Annotated in this window: 16 protein-coding genes and 1 pseudogene; 8 read left to right on the forward strand and 9 right to left on the reverse strand. The window is 41.4% G+C overall.

Annotated features, from left to right (window positions below; genetic code table 11):
• Window positions 1–6: 6 nt before the first annotated feature.
• The 3 genes from EL244_RS13505 to EL244_RS13515 all read right to left on the reverse strand — a co-directional run bounded on the left by EL244_RS13505 (window position 7) and on the right by EL244_RS13515 (window position 2,882).
• The gene (locus EL244_RS13505) at window positions 7–741 is read right to left on the reverse strand and encodes a vWA domain-containing protein (protein ID WP_126461549.1); all 735 of its coding nucleotides are present in this window, start codon (window positions 739–741) and stop codon (window positions 7–9) included.
• Window positions 742–883: 142 nt separating this feature from the next.
• Window positions 884–1,771, reverse strand: a complete 888-nt coding sequence (locus EL244_RS13510) for a hypothetical protein (protein WP_126461552.1) — start codon at window positions 1,769–1,771, stop codon at window positions 884–886.
• 175 nt (window positions 1,772–1,946) lie between these two features.
• Window positions 1,947–2,882 carry a LysR family transcriptional regulator gene (locus EL244_RS13515; protein ID WP_126461555.1) on the reverse strand — a complete coding sequence of 312 codons (936 nt, stop codon included), beginning with the start codon at window positions 2,880–2,882 and terminating at the stop codon, window positions 1,947–1,949.
• Between the two features lie 148 nt (window positions 2,883–3,030).
• Between EL244_RS13515 and EL244_RS13520 the strand changes: the two genes are divergently transcribed.
• Together EL244_RS13520 and EL244_RS13525 are read left to right on the forward strand one after the other, a co-directional pair.
• Complete coding sequence (locus EL244_RS13520) at window positions 3,031–4,839, forward strand: adenine deaminase (RefSeq protein WP_126461558.1); 1,809 nt, start codon at window positions 3,031–3,033, stop codon at window positions 4,837–4,839.
• Complete coding sequence (locus EL244_RS13525) at window positions 4,839–6,179, forward strand: NCS2 family permease (protein WP_115164644.1); 1,341 nt, start codon at window positions 4,839–4,841, stop codon at window positions 6,177–6,179. Before EL244_RS13520 ends, EL244_RS13525 begins: the two co-directional genes overlap by 1 nt.
• A gap of 94 nt (window positions 6,180–6,273) precedes the next feature.
• Here the strand turns inward: EL244_RS13525 and nadS are convergent, their stop codons facing one another.
• The 3 genes and pseudogenes from nadS to mdlC form a co-directional block, all read right to left on the reverse strand.
• Window positions 6,274–6,558, reverse strand: a complete 285-nt coding sequence (gene nadS / locus EL244_RS13530) for a NadS family protein (protein ID WP_006815208.1) — start codon at window positions 6,556–6,558, stop codon at window positions 6,274–6,276.
• Window position 6,559: 1 nt separating this feature from the next.
• Window positions 6,560–6,903: pseudogene (locus tag EL244_RS13535) on the reverse strand (type II toxin-antitoxin system RelE/ParE family toxin).
• A gap of 135 nt (window positions 6,904–7,038) precedes the next feature.
• Window positions 7,039–8,670 (reverse strand): benzoylformate decarboxylase, encoded by a 1,632-nt coding sequence (gene mdlC / locus EL244_RS13540; protein ID WP_126461561.1) that lies wholly within the window; start codon window positions 8,668–8,670, stop codon window positions 7,039–7,041.
• Window positions 8,671–9,348: 678 nt separating this feature from the next.
• Here mdlC and gltS point away from each other — a divergent pair.
• The 5 genes from gltS to EL244_RS13565 all read left to right on the forward strand — a co-directional run bounded on the left by gltS (window position 9,349) and on the right by EL244_RS13565 (window position 15,172).
• Window positions 9,349–10,554, forward strand: a complete 1,206-nt coding sequence (gene gltS, locus EL244_RS13545; protein ID WP_006815211.1) for a sodium/glutamate symporter — start codon at window positions 9,349–9,351, stop codon at window positions 10,552–10,554.
• 190 nt (window positions 10,555–10,744) lie between these two features.
• Window positions 10,745–11,653, forward strand: a complete 909-nt coding sequence (locus EL244_RS13550) for a LysR family transcriptional regulator (RefSeq protein WP_126461564.1) — start codon at window positions 10,745–10,747, stop codon at window positions 11,651–11,653.
• Between the two features lie 56 nt (window positions 11,654–11,709).
• The gene (locus EL244_RS13555) at window positions 11,710–12,951 is read left to right on the forward strand and encodes a D-amino acid dehydrogenase (RefSeq protein ID WP_126461567.1); all 1,242 of its coding nucleotides are present in this window, start codon (window positions 11,710–11,712) and stop codon (window positions 12,949–12,951) included.
• 3 nt (window positions 12,952–12,954) lie between these two features.
• Entirely contained in the window at window positions 12,955–13,308 is a 354-nt protein-coding gene (locus tag EL244_RS13560; protein WP_006815214.1) for a RidA family protein, read from the forward strand.
• 223 nt (window positions 13,309–13,531) lie between these two features.
• Window positions 13,532–15,172 (forward strand): alpha-keto acid decarboxylase family protein, encoded by a 1,641-nt coding sequence (locus EL244_RS13565; protein ID WP_126461570.1) that lies wholly within the window; start codon window positions 13,532–13,534, stop codon window positions 15,170–15,172.
• Between the two features lie 56 nt (window positions 15,173–15,228).
• Here the strand turns inward: EL244_RS13565 and EL244_RS13570 are convergent, their stop codons facing one another.
• The 3 genes from EL244_RS13570 to rlmF all read right to left on the reverse strand — a co-directional run bounded on the left by EL244_RS13570 (window position 15,229) and on the right by rlmF (window position 17,707).
• Entirely contained in the window at window positions 15,229–15,777 is a 549-nt protein-coding gene (locus EL244_RS13570) for a DedA family protein (RefSeq protein ID WP_006815216.1), read from the reverse strand.
• Between the two features lie 195 nt (window positions 15,778–15,972).
• The gene (locus EL244_RS13575; RefSeq protein WP_126461573.1) at window positions 15,973–16,242 is read right to left on the reverse strand and encodes a YdgH/BhsA/McbA family protein; all 270 of its coding nucleotides are present in this window, start codon (window positions 16,240–16,242) and stop codon (window positions 15,973–15,975) included.
• Between the two features lie 499 nt (window positions 16,243–16,741).
• Window positions 16,742–17,707, reverse strand: a complete 966-nt coding sequence (gene rlmF, locus EL244_RS13580; protein WP_166806852.1) for a 23S rRNA (adenine(1618)-N(6))-methyltransferase RlmF — start codon at window positions 17,705–17,707, stop codon at window positions 16,742–16,744.
• Window positions 17,708–18,035: 328 nt separating this feature from the next.
• On the opposite strand from rlmF, the gene mutS reads away from it, so the two are divergent.
• Window positions 18,036–20,603: a DNA mismatch repair protein MutS gene (gene mutS / locus EL244_RS13585; protein WP_126461576.1), complete on the forward strand. Its 2,568-nt coding sequence runs from the start codon at window positions 18,036–18,038 to the stop codon at window positions 20,601–20,603.
• Window position 20,604: the final 1 nt, after the last annotated feature.

Below are 20,604 nucleotides of genomic sequence, written 5' to 3' on the forward strand. Positions count from 1 at the left end.
ATCTTATTATTTTTTGCGATCCTTCGCGTCTTGCTCAACTTCCTGTTTCCATTCCTCTGATATTGGTGCGGCATTCTGTTTTGCTTCTACGGCTTTATTCACCGCTTTATAGGCTTTACCATAACCGGTATCATCCTGAACATATCCGGTGGCATTAGAACTTTTAATTCCGATATTATTCGCTTCTGAAATCGCATCAATATTGGCGCCAAGGAAAATAAAGTCCCAATTGTCTTCCGTTTCGGCAGACTTAATCATCGATTTGATTTTCGCTTGGTTATATTTGATACTGCTATTTTCCTCGCCATCAGTAATAATCACGAATAACACATTATTGTTCTTCGTGATTTTGCGATTCTCGCGCATTTTTACAATGCTATTCCCGATCGCATCTAATAACGCTGTATTTCCACCAACTTGATAATCATTAAGAGTAATATTTTTAACTTTATCAATAGGTTCTCTATTATGTAGCAGGCTAGTTTTGTTATTGAATAAAATGGTGGTGATAAATGTTTTGTTTGATTTATTTCTGTTTTCGGTTAATACGCTATTGTATCCACCAATGGTGTCTGATTCGAAGCCGGACATTGACCCACTTTTATCCAAGATGAACACTAAATCTAAAACCTCAGAATCTTTCTTAGGTTCAACTATAGATTTACTGCTTGATACACTAGAAAAGAGTAATAAAAAAGCGGTCGATATCACGGTCCAAAATGACGTCTTAGATAAACTCATCAGCTAGCCCCTTATGATAATATCTCGATGAAGTTATCCTCTATCTTCCTTGTTTATGCGGGATATCAAATAAGATTACTCTGTTTGTTTTATAAGCAAATTCTTAAATTTATTCATACTGAAGGGGATTACATCAATAGACCTACTTCACCCAAACACCATAGTTACGAAGTTGATTTATCTCTTGAATAAACTCATTTAGCTTGATGTATTCAGTCGGTACGTTACTGGATGGACTTTCCGAATAGCTTTCCACTAAACTCACAATCAGCTGGTGATATTGTTTATTTAAATCCTGATGAATATCGACTTTATTTGACTGTTTCAATTGCTGAGTTAAATCAATAATATTTTGAGCAATAGACTGAACTTGCGGATCTTCAAATTTCACATCAGGAATTTGGTAACTTAAATTAATATTTAGCGAATTATTGTTTTCATTAAACTCTGTTTTTGGAACTAAATTTTTATCGTATACATTTGCAAAATATTCAATTAATTCTGCCTGATCAAAACATTTAGATTTAATATCTTCTTGTTTATTTGGATTATTTTTAGGCTCAGGGTATGGTTTTCCAATGGGATAAGTACATCTTAATATGTTGCCATCAATCACCGTGGCATTCGTGCTTTTAATGGGCAAATTTAACTCATGACCATAGATGGTTACATCGCGGCTAGCAGGTTGATAACCTTTATTTTTTTCATCATTAGAATAGACTTCTGATAAGGCATAATAGACCCCATGATGAGGGTTTAAAATCCCACCAGAATTATGTTCATACACCATAAATTGGGTGACATTACCGGATGCATCTTCCAATCGATGCTCGCCACTTGCTAACGTTATAACTCCAAACTGGCGTGGCTCCACCTGATAATCTTTGCCATCTACTTTAAATGAAAAAGCCTGCTCTGTTGGATTACTATAATAAAATTTCCCTTTATTCCCGACAATATCGAAGCCATCACACGCGGTTAGCAACATCATTGCCGCCGTGAAGAAACTTATTTTCAATATAGTTTTCATTAATCCCCCCAACATCCCATTAATTTTTTCAATAAAATAGATACAATAAGTCAAGGGCAATAATCTTATTCATTTTAATAAAATTATTTTTACTATAAGTGCTTTCAACTCTTTATCATTGTAAAACTAAATAATAATAGATAAATATGAAAACTAACTAATAAACTAGCTTAATTTAAGGCTTATCCGTGTGATTACTGCGTAACACTTTTAATAATAACTGAAACACAGATTCCATCATGGGTGTCAGTATCTGACTATTGCGCATTAATGATATTGATCGCGTTAATGCAGGCTGCTGCAACTGTAAAACGTTAAGGTCTGGATCCCGCAAATGTACTGTATATAACTGAGGTAAAATTCCGATAGCCAGTTTTGATCTCACTAATCCATACAAGGTTTCAATATAGTCGACTTGATAGCGAATGCGAGTATTAAGCCGATTACTTTCAATGGTTGCCGTCACCAAGCGGTTAATATTGCCTTTGGAAAATATCGCAATATCCCGATGATTTAAATGCTTCCAAGGTAGATGAAACTCGTTCTCCGTCAGAATATCATCTCGATGAGCGACCACAACAAATGGGTCATCTTGCAATGGATATAACGTTAACTCCGCAGGTACCGAACTATCCATAACGCCAATACCAAAATCGATTTCATTATTAACTAACTTATTGATTAACGAGTCATTGGTTTGATCATAGAATTCCACATTAAGTCGAGGAAAATGCTGGCTAAGTTGCTGCGGAATTAACGGAAACAGCAGAGAACTCACGGAAGGAACTAGCCCAATACGTAATGTTCCATCTCCCCCCTCTTCGATAATTTTTTGGATATCACTAAACCCACGCTGAGACACACTTAAAATTCGCTCTGCGTGAGGCAAAATAGCTGCACCTAACTCAGTGAGCGTAACCGATGCGGCGGTTCGATTAATCAGCCTACCTCCAATGATGGTTTCAACTTGTCTCAATGCGCTACTTAGAGCCGGCTGACTGACCGCAAGACGGTTAGCTGTTTCCGTAAAATGACGCAAGTGAGCTAACGTCACAAAGTATTGGAGCTGCTTTAACGTAAGTGCAGGAAGACGCTGCCAAGGCTGACTCATACTGATATCCCCATTGAATCTGTTTGTTTTTATTATGATGATGGAGCTTATTATAACCTCTCTTTATGATGTGATAAATTTTATCATCTTGGCAAACGTTTGCGCACCCCATAAAGTAACCAACATTAATCCGCAGTGATGGTATTTTATGAAGCTAACAACGCAAACTCGACGTCGTGCTATACAGGCAGCTAAAGGCGAAATTCCTTTTGACCTGTTACTCACTAAAGCCAATATTATTGACATGGTGACTGGGGAAATTCGTCCTGCTGATGTCGGTATTACCGATGGCCTTATTGCCAGTGTTCACCCTACAGGTAGCCGCGATGATAGCTATGAAACCCATGATTTATCCGGCTTATATCTCTCGCCTGGCTTTATTGATACCCATGTTCACTTAGAAAGTTCTCATTTGCCCCCAGCTCGCTATGCCGAAATCGTGCTCACTCAAGGAACCACTGCCGTATTCTGGGATCCCCATGAATTGGCGAATGTGCTGGGCTTAGAGGGCGTTCGTTATGCCATTGATTCCAGTCGTAATCTTCCGTTAGACGTGATGGTTGCAGCTCCCTCTTCTGTTCCTTCAACTCCCGGATTAGAAATGTCGGGGGCAGACTTTGCCGGACAAGAGATGACCACCATGCTGAGTTGGCCGGAAGTTCGTGGGGTTGCAGAAGTCATGGACATGTTCGGTGTACTCAATGGTAGTGAACGCATGGAAGAGATCCTCGATGCTGGCTTAAGTTCCGGAAAAATCATTGAAGGTCATGCAAGGGGATTAAAAGGCGCAGATTTACAAGCTTATCTAGCGGCAGGCGTCACCTCCGATCACGAATTAACTTCGGCGGAAGATGCGCTTGAAAAACTCCGAGCTGGACTCACATTAGAGATCCGCGGTTCACACCCTTATTTACTGCCAGATATTGTCGCCGCATTACAAACACTGCCTCATTTATCGTCGCAGATTACTGTCTGCACCGATGATGTTCCTCCTGATATTCTGATAGAAAAAGGAGGGATCATTGCACTGTTAAACTTGCTGATTGAGCATGGAATGAAAGCCACAGATGTTTTACGTTTTGCAACTCTCAATGGCGCTATTCGCTTACAACGCAACGATCTTGGGTTAATTGCAGCAGGACGCCGTGCCAACTTAGTGGTACTCGATTCACTCAATACCTTAGAAGCTCACCGAGTCTATGTAGCCGGAAAAATGATCGCTCAAAAAGGGCAATTAATCGATCCTCTCGCCGTCCCTAGCGATGTCTTACCGCCACGAGATACTATGCATCTATCTCCAATTCGCACCCAAGATTGTCAATTACAGCTCACCGATATTAACAATGGTACAGCGCGCCTACGCCATATTAGTGGCGCTCGATTTACTCAATGGGGAGAAGTTGACGTTCAAATTGAGAATGGCATCGTACAACTTCCTGATGAGTTCAGTTTAATTCGCGTTCAACATCGTCATGGTCGCCATCAATCTGAGCCTCAAATGGCCTTACTCAAAGGTTGGGGAGAATTACGTGGTGCGATTGCCACCAGCTATTCTCATGATTCTCATAATCTTGTTGTACTAGGACGCGATCCCGAAGATATGGCAATCGCAGCCAACTTGCTTATCGAAAGTGGTGGGGGTATGGCTTTAGTGCAAAATGGAAAAATTCTAGCGCATGTGGCTATGCCCATTGCAGGCATGCTATCCGATTTACCTGCCCCAGAATTAGCGGCTCAATTTCGCCGGTTACGGGAATTAAGCCATCAAATTGCCGATTGGGAGCCACCTTATCGAGTCTTTAAAGCGATTGAAGGCACTTGCCTTGCTTGTAATGCAGGTCCTCATTTAACCGATTTAGGACTAACATGCGGTACGACACGTCAAATTGTTGATGCCGTTTTACAACGTCACGAACAAACCCAAAATACCAATAATAATGATAGGAGCGCCAATTAATGGCTAATCATTCTCATCAGCCAACATCAGGGAGTTGGTTGGAAAAACGTTTTGCTTTACGTGAGCGTGGAAGTTCCGTGAAAACAGAATGTTTAGCAGGCATAACCGGCTTTCTTGCTGCCGCTTATTTGCTAGTCGTCATTCCGGGTTTACTGGCAGTTGGTGGCATGGATAAAGGTGCGGCTACCACGGGAACCATCATTGTATTTGTTCTCGCTAGCCTACTCATGGCGTTTTATGCAAACTTACCTTTTATTGTCGGCCCTGGAATCGGCGGCTCAGTTTTGGTCGGGATCACCCTTGCAGGTAGCGAAGGAATTGATTGGCAAATTGGTTTAGGAATAGCATGTTGGTCAGGAATTCTATTTTTCTTGCTCACCAAATTTGGGCTGCGTGAGGTTGTCACTCGCTCTGTACCACAATCGATTAAACTTGGATTAACTGCATCGATTGGCTTATTTGTTGCCATTCTTGGTTTTCGTAATGCGGGTTTAGTATTAGCCAATCCGAAAACTAACGCATTAATGCTGGGAGATTTTCTGTCTCCGGGAGCATTAGTCGCACTGTCTGGATTCTTTGTCGCCATCGCCTTACAAGCTCGCCGTATTCCGGGTAGCATTCTCTGGGCGATATTATTTGCCACTATTTTAGGTATCCCATTTGGCGTCACTAAATTACCCGAGAGCTTTATCGGGATCCCACATTCAGTAGCTCCGGTACTGGGGCAAGTCGATTTAATTGGCGCCTTAAATATTGCATTCCTACCGTTTTTATTTGTGTTCTTTGCTGCGGAATTTTTCTCCACGATGGGTACGACATTAGCCGTTGGTGGTGAAGCAGGTCTATTAGATAAAGAAGGCAATATGCCAAATATCAACCGCCCGTTTATTGTTGATTCTATCGCAGCGGCACTGGGACCATTAGTGGGAATACCTGCAGCAACTGCATTAATTGAATCTTCAGCTGCGGCTGAAGCTGGCGGTAAAACTGGCATGACCGCCTTAGCGGCAGCGTTTATGTTCCTGTTAATGTTATTATTTACCCCAGTGGCATTAATGATCCCAGCACAAGCAACTGCACCGGCCTTAATTCTTATCGGCTTAAATATGTTTAGCGGATTACGTAAAGTGGATTTAGGGAATTTCACTGACGGCTTGCCCGTTCTGATGATGGTGATGATTACGCTTATTGCCAATAGCTTTGGTACAGGGATCGCCGGCGGGTTACTGTTCTATATTTTAATTAAAGCAGTTGCAGGCAAATGGCGCGAAATCCCAATTAGCTTGTGGATCCTCGCCATCCCACTCGTGTATTACTTCTCGACGCTAGTGAAGCACTAGACTTCCATTCAAAATAAGAAAACCCCTACGTAAGCTATTAACTAACCTAGGGGTTTTATAAAAAAGACTCAAAAGAAAGTCTACAAAGAAATAATCAGCTAGTTGCTAATATTTTAAATAAAGCTGGATTGTTTTTTATTGCAATTAAGACTTTAGCCGCCAGCCCTGTTGGATTTCGTCTTTTTAATTCCCAACTTTTAATCGTATCAATACTGGTTCCTAATGCATTCGCTAATTCACTTTGTGAAACATTAAGCTGTTCTCTAATCGCTTTAACATCAGCAACTTCATAATAGGTAATTTTTGATGCTGCTTTCTCACCATTTTTAATCTCAACGGCTTCTTCCAAAGATGTTTTTAGTTCATTAAAGAAACTCATGTTACACCTCACCTTTTAGTATTTTTGTTACCTTTTTCAATGCGATTTTTTCTTCATCCGTTAAACTATCTTTCATATTCTTTGGATAAGCCATTATCAGGTAGATAATTTCCTTGGTAGCTAAAAAGTAAATAACCCTAGCGCTGCCGCTTTTACCTTGGCTACCTATTGGCTACCTATTGCCATCCTCATTTTTCTTATTCCACCAGTCCCTTGTATTATATCGCCTTTTTCAGGTCTACCTATGAGTTCATTTTGTAATGTCCTTAATTCCTCATCAGTAGCTATCTGCTTAATTTGTCGCGTAAAAATAGATGTTTCGATAAATTTTATTCCATGGCTCACGATGTTCCCTCTGTGATGACCCGTACACAAAAAGTGTACACTGTACACCATCAGGCGTCAATGTGAGGCAAATACCATACAAGTCCCTCGGTAATTAGATAATTACCGGGGGACTTTAGAATTTAGAGTCATGAATCAAATCAATGGTGGAATTTGGGGTAAGATAGGCACTTCAATGACCGTAGGTCCTTGGCGCTTATAAGCCTCTTTGCAAGCTTGCTGAACTTCCTCAACCGTCGTGGCTTTCACTGCGGTACAGCCATAACCTTTACCCAGCGCGACAATATCTAAGTTAGGAATATCCAAACCCGGTACACCCGGCGTTTCTTCTAAAACAGCGAAAGATTTTAAAATCGCGTACTCGCTATTTCGCGGGATCACAAACACAATGGGTAAATTATGTTGTGCTGCGCTCCATAAACCCTGAATGGAATATTGCATCGAACCATCGCCGATAATCGATAATACAGGGCGATTTCTACCGCTATCCCTTTCCGCTAATGCAATACCCACACTTGCAGGTAAATTCCAGCCTAATGAACCGCTGGCAAAGGTATAGAAAGAATCAGGATGTTCAATGGGCCATTCACGATGTAGCTCCCCTAAGTTGGATGGTGATTCCTCAACTAAAACCGTTTCTTTCGGAGAAACTTCTCGCAATGCACGGAATAATTGAGCCGCACTCAAGGTGGTTGCGTTATTTACGGCCTCTGGCGCGGCTGGATGTGGCGCCATACCATGTGGCTGTTTCACCACCTTAGTTTGAGAAGCCGCTCTCGCTGACACCAACTGAGTTAACCCTTCTACAGCTAATACTGCATCACTTAGCATACTGTCCCCAACAGGCGCTCTTCCTACCTCTATTGGATCATCTGTAATATGCAACAGGCGCAGCCCGTCCGGTAAATATTCACCCGCGACATAAGGGTAATAACGGAAAACAGGCGCACCAATAATAAGTGCTAAATCATGTCCTTTTAACTTATCCGCTAAAGGTTGGATCGCAAAAGGTAAGCCACCAGCATAGAGAGGGTGTGTTTCTGGGAATGGAGGGCGCTCTGATGCCGGTGCTGCCCAAACAGGAATATTCAATTTTTCTGCCAGAGCAATACCGGCATCCCACCCCCGCCCCCTAGCAATAGCAGAACCGTAGATTAATACCGGATTCTTAGCCTGTGATAAGGCATCAGCAAAGGATTTTAAACGGATAGGATCATACCCTATACGCTCAGAAACGGTACGAACAACGGCAGCGTCCTTCTCGGCAGGTTTATCCCAATCATCAAGAGGAATTGAAAGAAATACAGGCCCCGCAGGTGGCTGTAATGCCATCGCATAAGCACGCATAAATGCGGCAGGGACATCTTCAGCTCGTGCTGGTTGATAACTCCATTTGACCCATGGCTTTGGTAAATTTTCTGGCTCTATGTTGGTTAACCAAGGTTCCATAAGTAACATTTCACGGGTTTGGTTTCCTGCCGTAATAATTAAAGGCGTACGGTTCATATATGCCGTTAAAATATTACTCATCCCATTACTTAATCCCGCCGAGGTGTGCAAATTGACCATTGCGACTTTGCGCATGCCTTGGGCGTAACCATCCGCAGCAGCTACCGCCGAGGCTTCGTGTAATGTCTGGATATAACGAAAATCACTCGGAAAATCTTTTAAAAATGTCTCTTCCGTCGAGCCCGGGTTACCAAAAATTGTAGTGATATCTAGCTCACGTAATAGGTCAAAGGTTACTTGGCGAATGGTTTTCTTCATATAAAAATACCCTAATCAAGATAGGTGGATAATGCCCTCATCATAACCAATCCCCTAAATGAAAAACATTTCGCCAACAATAGTGAAAAGCTCACCGAATAAATAATTATTCTTATTATTTATATATAAAACAAATCATTAGAAATTCATCGTGTTTCGATGATAGAAATAAAATGGGAAAAAACACCATGGATTAAGATTTAATCCATATAAATAGGCTGAGTTATCTCATAATATTGGCATTTATGTTATTACCCTTCGTTATTAACGTAAAAAATAACAATATTGGCTATCTCCCCAACCACATTTGTTAATAGAATATTTTATGAATTAGTTACTCATCACATTTCTCGCAATTGACGCGACTCAATTTCCCAACGTGTTTATCTCGCTCAGAGATAATTTCTTATAAGCAATTCTCTTTTCGTGATTTAAAAGTAAAGACATAAAAATCAAATAATTAAAACACCCTCTCCTAATACTTTGTTTAAATAACATTCAAAATCAAATTTAAATCTATCGATAAAACGTATTTTTCTAAACCATTTAGTTAACTAAAAGTTATAGCACCCCAAACAAAACTCATTGTTAAACAAAAGTTAAGCAAAGTAATTTAATTTAAAACTAATGTTAAATCGCAAAAATGCACATTCTGGTAAACTAATGTGAGGTAAAATAATGATTCTAGATGCCAGTTATACGCTATTATTTGCATGCTTAGCGCTGCTTATTGGGATGATTTTTGTTAAATTCACCCCCTTTTTACAGAAAAATCATATTCCCGATGCAGTCGTCGGTGGTTTTATTGTTGCCATCGTATTATTGATTGTTGATAAAACCGCGGGTTACAGTTTCTCATTTGATACCTCTCTACAGAGCACATTGATGATTGCATTCTTTTCATCAATTGGCTTGAGCTCAGATTTTGCTCGGCTGATAAAAGGCGGAAAACCGCTAGTTATTTTAACGTTAGCCGTCACTATTTTAATTGTTATTCAAAATGCCGTCGGTATGGGCATGGCTGTGATGCTCAATGAAAGTCCGTTTATTGGTCTGATTGCCGGCTCTATTACCTTAACCGGTGGTCATGGTAACGCTGGAGCATGGGGACCAATCTTGGCAGACAAATATGGCGTAACTGGCGCTGTTGAACTTGCCATGGCATGTGCAACCATGGGGCTGGTATTAGGTGGTCTTGTCGGGGGACCAGTCGCCAGACACTTACTGAAAAAAGTCGCCATTCCAAAAGCGACAGAACAAGAAAAAGAGACAATTTTAGAAGCCTTTGAGCAGCCGAGCGTCAAGAGAAAGATCAATGCCAATAACATCATTGAAACGATCTCTATGCTGATTATCTGTATCGTGGCAGGTAGCTATATCAGCGAATTAGTGAAAGACACACCACTTCACTTGCCGACTTTCGTTTGGTGTCTGTTTGTCGGTATTATTATCCGCAACGTACTGACACATATCTTTAAACACGAAGTTTTTGAACCAACCGTCGATGTCTTAGGCAGTGTGGCTTTATCACTGTTCCTCGCTATCGCACTGATGTCTTTGAAATTTGGTCAATTAGCCAGTATGGCAGGCCCTGTTCTCATCATCATCGCGGTTCAGACTGTCGTCATGGTACTGTTCGCTTGCTTTGTCACCTTTAAGATGATGGGGAGTGATTATGATGCCGTGGTCATCAGTGCGGGGCACTGTGGTTTTGGGATGGGTGCAACACCAACCGCTATCGCTAACATGCAAACCATTACCCGAGCATTCAGCCCATCACATAAAGCATTCTTAGTCGTACCAATGGTTGGTGCATTCCTTGTCGATATTACTAACAGTATCGTCATTAAATTATTTATCGAGCTGGGCGTCAGTATCGGATAAACCTCACTTACAAGATACTGGCTCATAACCAAAAGTATATGAGCCAGTGTTTTTATTTTTGATATTTTTTCCTCATTATTTCCCCTTTACTCCCTATTTTCCTTATCTATAAGTGACCCCAATATCGGATTGATGACTTTTTTTCCGGTAAAATAGGAATAAATGCAAAGTACTGTTTAGGTTACTGATAATGAAGTTAAGGCACCTTGATATTTTTTATGCCGTTATGACCTGTGGCTCACTCACTCGTGCTGCAGAGGTTTTACATATCTCCCAACCCGCAGCCAGCAAAGCATTAAAACATGCAGAACAACAACTCGGTTTAGTATTATTTCAGCGGATCCGAGGGAAATTAATCCCTACTGACGAAGCTAATTTATTATTTGAAGAGGCAAAAGAGGTTTATCAAAATCTAGATAGACTCAGAATTTTGGCGCAAAATTTATCGCGTAATCCACAAGGTAAACTCGCGATTGGTTGTCTTCCTAGCCTAGGGTTAAACTTAGTCCCTGAAGTCACTGCGCTATTTATAAAAAAACATCCGAATATCAAACTGACCATTGGAACTCATCACACCACGGATATTCTGCAATTATTAACCCAACAAGATTTGGATATTGGAATTGCTTTCAACCTCGCGATTGAAGGCGGTATTACGGTGCTACCCGTTGCCGATATTCCGTTAGTGTATGTCGATAGCCAGCCCCCTACCCACTCCCCAGTTTCATTAGTGGATATAGATCAAGACCGTTGGATCCACCCCGGTTCAGACTCTCTATCTCAGCTATTACAGCAAGTTCATGAATTTGCAGAATCCAATATTAGTGTGCATACCTACCACATGGCAGCAGAATTTGTCCGAGCTGGCCTTGGATGCAGCATTACTGATATTTTTTCTGCCGAACATACGCTGCCAGAATCGATGATTTACCCACTCAAAGAAAATTTGCATCTGGCAGTATCAGTCTTTCATCGAGCAGACAGACCATTAACCAAAGCGGCACAAAATTATGTAAACACTTTGTCGTTAATACTAGAAAAACGCAACGCAGTAGTTAACCAAAAGTTATACTCTGGTAATGAAAACTCAATTGTTTAGTCTGACTATTCGCCGTTAAATGATAACTCCTTAGTTATTATTGGTTGCGGAATATTATGGCTAAACATGTGGTGGTTATTGGTGCCGGTGTTATTGGATTAAGTACCGCCTATGCTTTAATAAAAGCGGGTCAGACAGTCACATTAATTGAATCTGATTCAGATGTTGGCATGCAAACAAGTTTTGCCAATGGTGGACAGCTGAGTTATCGCTATGTTTCGCCTCTTGCCGATGCAGGTGTGCCGTTACAGGGTTTACGTTGGATGGGAAAAAGTGACTCTCCATTAAATTTGAGGATCAATTTTTCCCTTGAGCAACTGACTTGGCTGGCTCAATTTACCTTAGCTTGTACTCGCGCAACCAATAAAATCAATGGTGATCATTTATTGAGATTGTCCTTATTAAGCCAAAATATCATGAATACTTGGCGTACAAGTGGAGATATTGCTGATTTTGCTTGGGAGAAATCAGGAAAATTAATTATCCACCGCGAGCGGTCTAGCTTTAAAAAAGCCAGTGAAACCATTGATAAAGAATTCCAAAAAATACTCACAACCCAAGAGATTATTGAATTAGAACCTGCTCTGGCAAATATCCAATCACAATTGGTTGGCGCAATCTATGCCCCAAGTGATGAAACCGCAGACTGTTATTTATTCTGCAAAAATATTTTGGCGTATTTATCTACCCAACCCACCTTTAAGTTATGTTTAGAACACTCCGTGAAATCTTTTATTCAAGTGAATAACCAAATTACGGCGGTTGAAACGACTCAAGGAATAATTCAAGCCGATGATGTGATTGTCTGTGCTGGAAATGGGAGCCGTGAATTACTGAAACCACTGGGTATCGATGTACCAATTTTAGGGTTAAAAGGGTACAGCTTAAGCGTGGAATACCCTCAGGCTGAGCATATCGTTCCGAAAGTGAGTGTTACCGATTACGGTAACAAAATCGTATATGCCAAGCTCAATGACCAATTACGGATTGCCGCAATGGTCGATATTGGCTACGACAAATTAGGGTTACGGGAAAACAGAGTATCTGCCTTAAAAAATATTATTAGAAAAACATTCCCGAATTTACCAAAAATTGATGAAGCAGAAGCATGGTGCGGTTTACGTCCGTCAACACCAAAGGGACCGCCAATATTAGGCAAAACAACATACCGCAATTTATGGTTAAACGTGGGTCATGGCAGTTTAGGTTTTACATTAGCTGCAGGGAGCGCTGAAATATTAAGCCAATTAATTACCCAGCAACAATCACCCATTTCTTTAGAAGGATTAACGAGGTAATTTATGTCCATTAAACGTAACAACCCAAAACCGCGCTTAGCTGATAGCGTTGAATATGCTGGATTAGTTTATTTATCAGGGCAAGTGCCGACTAATTTATCGGGTGATATTACCGCTCAAACTCAAGAAGTCTTAGATAAAATTGATGCTTTATTAGCCGCAAGTCATAGCGATAAAACACGTATTTTATCGGCACAAGTCTGGATTAAAGATATGTCTCGTGACTTCGCACCATTTAATCACGTTTGGGAAGCTTGGATGCCTGCTGAATTCAGCCCAGCCCGTGCAGCAGTAGAAGCCAATATGGCAAGAGATCAGGTTCTTGTCGAAATTATGGTGATCGCTGCTCAGCGTTAATATTCACTTTCTCTTAATGGCATTTGTATATTTTAAATTAATGTTCCAATGCCATTTTTATTTAGCCATTTCTTTTTTCATTCCCCGATTAATAAATTTAATTCTCCCCTTATCGTATATTTAACCTACTATTAATTCTATAAATATTAAAATAATAAACTAAAAAAACAAATTAAATCCGAATATACGTTGGTGAACATTGGTTTATGAACGGAGAGTAAATATGACTAAAACCGTCATTGAACATATTTTAACGCGATTACAAGACATAGGAATTATGGATATATTTGGTGTTGCGGGTGATTATGCCTTCCCCATCAATGATGCTATTTGTAAAAATAATACTCTGCGCTGGGTAGGAAACTGCAATGAGCTCAATGCCGCTTATGCTGCAGATGGCTACGCACGCATAAAAGGCGTCGCTGCATTAGCCACGACATTTGCTGTTGGTGAGCTTAGCGCACTTAATGGGATTGCAGGGGCTTATGCTGAACAACTACCTATTTTTCATTTAGTTGGCATGCCTGCGAGTCATATTCAGCATGGTAAATATCTCGTTCATCATACGCTAGGTAATGGTGATTTTGAGGTTTTTTACCGAATCGCTCAATCCCTATCCTGTGCCCATACCATTATTACCCCCGAAAATTGCATTGATGAAATAGAAAGATTAATCACCCATGCGTTATCTGAGCGTCGCCCAGTTTATATAGGGCTACCCGCAGATTACGCCAAGCAAACCATCGTTCCACAAAAAAAAGTCCCCATATCGCTTCCAGAAAGTTGCCCGAATACTCTGAGAAAAGTCATTAATTTAATCGCCAATAGGCTGATATGCAGCGAGTGTTCTTGTGCACTTATTGGTTCCATGGTTTCCCGTTTTGAATTAGTCAAAGATGTAGAAACTATTATCAAAGTTACCAATCTTCCTTATGCGACTATGTTTATGGATAAAGGTGTTTTGAATGAAACCAATAGCCAATATATGGGTGTCTATAATGGAAGATTGATGAACCTTGAGGTCGCTAATTTTGTTGAAAGCTGTGAGTGCGTTTTAAATATCGGTGCTTTAATGAGTGATGTTAATACGGGTTGCTTTACCGCAAATCTTTCTCCTGAAAATCACATTCAGATATTGGCAGATCACGTTATTATTGACTCAGTTACTTACCCACATGTTTATATTTATGAATTGCTTTCGGAACTCAAAGATATTCTGACATTTATTCCGAATAATGCTTTAAAAGCCTACGGATTGGGTGTTCCTCAAGCGGATGAAACCGGGAAAATTACCCGTTCCTATTTGTACCCTAGACTCGAAAAATTCTTCAAGCAAAACGACATTATTATTGCTGAAACAGGTACATTTTCCATGGGATTAGGCTTTGCACTGTTACCTAAAGAAGTTTCTTTTCAAACTCAATCACTGTGGGGTTCCATTGGTTGGGCAACTCCCGCAGCTTTAGGTGCTGCAATTGCCGCTCCCCATCGCAGGGTAATTTTAGCCACTGGTGAAGGTTCACATCAGCTTACGGTGCAAGAAATCAGCCTGTTTGCGCGCTGGGGTTTAAAACCGATTATTTTTGTGCTTAATAATGATGGTTATTTAATCGAGCGTCTATTTTGTAAAAATCCTGAGTATATTTATAACGATACCCCTCACTGGAATTATGCTCAACTTCCTGCTGCTTTTGGATGCCACGATTGGCTTTGTAAAAAAATCACGCTTTGTGAAGAACTTGAAATGGTACTAGAGGAAATAGAATCCAAAGATTGTGCTGCCTATATTGAAATCATAACTGATCGCTATGAATCATCAGAACTTCTGCAAAAAATGGGTGAAATTATTCGAGCAGAACAATAAAAATAGACCTAAGCCACCACGGATAATGGTGGCTAATCCAACATTTAATATTCGACTTAGCGACGCCATTTTTTGCGGATCAGAATGGCTAATCCCACAATAACAAGTCCAATGACCAGCCAAGATAAATGAGGGTGGAATGGTAAAGCAAAGACTATCGAGCTGATAAAATAGCCTATTGAAACAATACTACATCCCCAAATAATCCCGCCGATCACATTGAGGATAAAAAATTTAATTGGATTGACTTTGCTGGCACCAATAATGATAGGCCCTATCGTCCTCATCCCATAAGCAAAGCGAATGCCGATTATAATCCAATTTTCATGGCTCTGGATCAACTGTTGTACCCGCTCTATTTTTGCTTGATGCTTTTGAAATCGCGGTAAAATTCGAGCGCCCGCGAAACGCCCAACAAAGAATAAAACGTTGTCACTGACAACCCCACCTAATGCTGCAAATAACATAGTAAGAGGATATGAGAGCCATTGTTTATGGGCTGCAATTCCCGATAAAAACGCAGCAGTTTCCCCTTCAATCATTGAGCCCAAAAATACCGCCCAGTAACCATACTCTATTAGCCAGCGGGTAAGTTCATCAGCCATAAATAAAATTTGCCTTCCACAATTTTAATTACCAATATCTTTCATTAAAATTTTAACATAGCTAAACACTATTTTTTAAAATGGTTTGGGATTTTATCAAAATAAGATGGGAGTCATGGGATGAAAAGTAAAAAAAACTGCACTTAGACCGGTCTTAAGTGCAGTGGATCACAACGCATAAAATATAAATATAGACTATTTATTGTATAAGCTAGCGGTTATTGCAATATCATTACCTTCACCTTCAGAAGTTACTGAAGTGATAATGAAATATTTCGCACCTGCCTCATCGGCTTTTTGAGATACCGCATTAGCATAATCCGTGGTTGTAGCTGCATTCATTACCACATTGATATTACTAACTAATTTCATATCCATGGATTGAACATAATTAATTTCTGTTGCACTCATCGCAAATGGACTTAAAAATAGAAGAGAAACAAGGGCTACTTTTAACTTATTCATCTAATTTACCTTTTATAAAAATAATGGCTATTTATTACCCGTCAATTAAGTTAGTCACTATTTAATAACTTAATTTTGAGTGAATATCATTAATTGATAATCGTATTTTGACATTAATTCAGATAATTATTTTAATTCTGAATTAAGCATTAAAATAAAATTACTTTACGTAAAGTAAGAAATATTGAGATAAATATCAAATTTAATATCATTATTCATTTAACAAAAATTGCTTTTTATTTCCTAACGCGATTTGAATAAATGATATTTCATCCCACACCTAAAACGAATACAGTGATTCAAGCAATTTATTGTGCCTCAAGAGCGATTCGTTATTCTGCGGTCAGTTCTATTTTCATGAGATGGAGCACGATCCTCAAACGTCATAAAATCAAGTATTTAGTATTGGAAGACATATTGAGAATAACGCAACATGCAGAAGTTGAAAGGGAAATGCGAAGTTTTATCGGTGCCAGTTAAATAACCGGCACCGGGGAAATTAACGCCAGCGTTCTGCCGCCCAGGCGACCTGCTGTTGTGCGTCGTGGAAAGTCCAGGCCACAAAGCGACTGATTTTTTGCCCCTGCGCCATTTCAATGGTACGGACTTCGGCCGCCCCCACCAGCTTCAACGCGTGATAAATCGAAGGTAAGGTCGTATTTTTAGAAATCAACGAGGTGAACCACAGGCAGTTCTGCGCCAGGCTAACGCTCTCCTCTACCATTTTACGCACAAAGGCTTCTTCACCGCCTTCACACCATAGCTCTTTACTTTTGCCACCAAAGTTCTGTACCGGCGTGTCGGCTACCTCGCCTTTACCCAGCTTGTGCAGTTTGCGGCGAGTGCTGGCTTGCGCTTCCTGTTCAGAGCTGTGGAACGGTGGATTACACAGTGTGGCATCAAATTTCTCCGCCACGCCGATGATGCCGTTCAAAATAAATTCGGGTTGTTTTTGCAAACGCAGACGCACGCTGTTTCTCAGTGTTGGATTCATCTCCACGATCATTTTGGCCGTATTGATCGACACCGGATCAATCTCCGAACCAGTAAAACGCCAGCCGTATTCATTCAAGCCAATAATCGGATAAATACAGTTGGCGCCAACGCCCACATCAAGGATAGCCACGCTTTTACCACGAGGGATCTCACCGCCGTTACTGGTCGCCAGCAGGTCAGCTAGATGGTGTAAATAGTCGGCACGCCCGGGGATCGGCGGGCACAGATAACCGGCGGGAATGTCCCAGTGTTCGATGCCATAAAAATGTTGCAGCAACGCACGGTTGAGCATTTTAACCGCCGCAGGATCGGCAAAATCTACCGAGATGTCGCCCCAGGCGTTCGGTTTGACGAACGGCTCCAGTGCAGGGCAACTGGCGATCAGCGCCGGGAAATCATAGCGCGAGCGATGACGGTTACGCGGGTGCAAGCCGCTTTTCTGCTGCGGGAAGGTTTTCTTTTTTTCCACCGTGAAAGGCTCTCTTAAAGGTATTTCTGACGCGTACGATACCATATACCCTGCTTTTTATATTGATTTTCTTCTTTTAGCTCAGTGACCGGGCATCGACTTAATTGGCGTAACGGTTTCAACTCATGTAACTCAATTCACCACGCAATAACATTGCATGGTAAATTCCCCATTATTAGCAGTACAAGTTTACCCTTAACTGGGCTACTATTAGGGTCGCAAATGCCCTTTCAACTTTCCGCGAATTCACCCTAACAACAAGATAAAATAACGTTTACGCCGAAAGTCAAAAGCCCATAAATACATCAAATATTCAACAAGTTAAAAAATGACAGAAAAACAAAATTTCGAATCCCACACACCAATGATGCAACAGTATCTAAAACTTAAAGCTCAACATCCAGATATTTTACTGTTTTATCGTATGGGGGATTTCTACGAATTATTCTTTGATGATGCCAAAAAAGCCTCTCAATTATTGGATATTTCCCTCACTAAACGCGGTCAATCTGCTGGGCAACCCATTCCAATGGCGGGGGTTCCTCACCATGCGGCAGAAAACTATTTAGCGCGATTAGTGCAGATGGGCGAATCCGTCGCTATTTGTGAGCAAATTGGCGATCCTGCCACCAGCAAAGGTCCCGTTGAACGTCAAGTTGTGCGAATTGTAACTCCGGGTACGATTACTGATGAAGCGTTATTAAATGAGCGCCAAGACAACCTATTAGCCGCTGTTTGGCAAGATGCTCAGGGCTACGGTTTTGCGACCTTAGATATCACATCCGGGCGATTTATTATCAGTGAAATCGACGATGAAGAGTCATTAAAAGCAGAGCTTCAACGTACTCGACCTGCGGAATTACTCTATCCCGAAGATTTTGCCAGCATGCCATTAATCGAACACAGTAAAGGCTTACGTCGTCGCCCTCTCTGGGAGTTTGAATTAGATACAGCCAAACAGCAATTAGGCTTGCAATTTGGTACCAAAGACCTGATTGGCTTTGGTGTTGAAAATGCCCATAAAGCCCTAAGAGCTGCAGGCTGTTTACTGCAATACGTTAAAGATACCCAACGTACTTCGCTCCCCCACATTCGTAGCATTATCATGGAAAAACAGAATGATAATGTTATTTTAGATGCAGCAACACGTCGCAACTTAGAGCTAACTCAAAACCTCGCAGGCGGAACAGAGAACACACTAGCGGCAATCCTAGACCTGTGTGTGACCCCTATGGGTAGCCGAATGCTGAAACGCTGGTTACACACTCCCCTACGCAATATTGATGTGCTCACTCGTCGCCAACAAGCCATCGGGGCATTGCAAGAGTGTGGATTAGAATTGCAGCCATTTCTACGCCAAATTGGCGACCTTGAACGCGTTCTTGCACGTTTAGCATTACGCTCAGCTCGCCCCCGTGATCTCACTCGCATGCGTCATGCATTCCAGCAATATCATGATATTCACCAAATCCTTGAACAGTCTGACTGTGGTTATTTACGAACGCTGCAAACACGCATTGGGCAATTTGATGAACTGCAAAGTCTGTTAGAGAAAGCGATTGTCGAAGCGCCGCCAGTGTTAGTTAGGGATGGTGGTGTCATTGCCCCTGGCTATCATAGCGAACTCGACGAATGGCGCGCATTAGCCGATGGAGCAACCGACTATCTTGACCGCTTAGAAATTCGTGAGCGTGAAAAACTGGGAATCGATACATTAAAAGTCGGCTATAACGCGGTACATGGCTACTATATCCAAGTGAGTCGTGGTCAGAGCCATTTAACACCGATCCACTATGTTCGTCGCCAAACGCTGAAAAATGCCGAGCGCTACATTATTCCTGAACTGAAAGAATATGAAGACAAAGTTCTGACGTCAAAAGGAAAAGCTCTCGCCATCGAAAAAGCGCTTTATGATGAGTTGTTCGATATGCTGCTGCCACATTTGGCGGCACTGCAAACTAGCGCAGAAGCGCTTGCTGAATTAGATGTACTGGCTAACCTAGCCGAGCGAGCCGAAACATTAGGTTATGCATGCCCTCAACTCACGGACAAACCGGGAATTCAGATCACAGAAGGTCGTCACCCCGTTGTAGAGCGCGTTCTGAGTGAACCGTTTATCTCTAACCCATTATCCCTTTCTCCACAGCGCCGTTTGTTGATTATTACGGGTCCCAATATGGGTGGTAAAAGTACCTATATGCGCCAAACTGCGCTGATTACATTGCTCGCCTATATTGGGAGTTTTGTCCCTGCCAGCAAAGCCGTAATTGGTCCCGTTGACCGTATTTTTACTCGTGTTGGCGCATCTGATGACCTCGCTTCTGGGCGTTCAACCTTTATGGTGGAGATGACGGAAACTGCTAATATTTTGCATAACGCGACGGAACACAGTTTAGTCTTGATGGATGAAATTGGCCGCGGAACCTCAACCTATGATGGTTTATCACTCGCTTGGGCTTGTGCGGAGAACTTAGTTAATCGCATCAAAGCGATGACCCTATTTGCCACTCACTATTTTGAGCTCACTACATTGCCTGAAAAGCTTGAAGGGGCTGTAAATATTCATCTCGATGCCATTGAACATGGTGACACCATCGCCTTTATGCACAATGTTCAAGAAGGAGCAGCGAGTAAAAGTTATGGTCTTGCGGTAGCTTCCCTCGCAGGTGTGCCTAAAGAGGTGATCAAGCGCGCAAAACAGAAGCTTAAAGAGCTTGAGGTTATTTCAAATAATGCGAATACCAGCCATGTGGATAGCGCTCAATTAAACTTCCTTGACATTGTCGAAGAGGAACCGTCCCCCGTATTAGTGGCGTTAAATGAAATCGACCCTGATAAGTTAACTCCACGCCAAGCCCTTGAATGGTTATATCGCTTGAAGGAAATGGATAAATAAT

The organism is Providencia rustigianii, from assembly GCF_900637755.1.
Classification (GTDB): domain Bacteria; phylum Pseudomonadota; class Gammaproteobacteria; order Enterobacterales; family Enterobacteriaceae; genus Providencia; species Providencia rustigianii.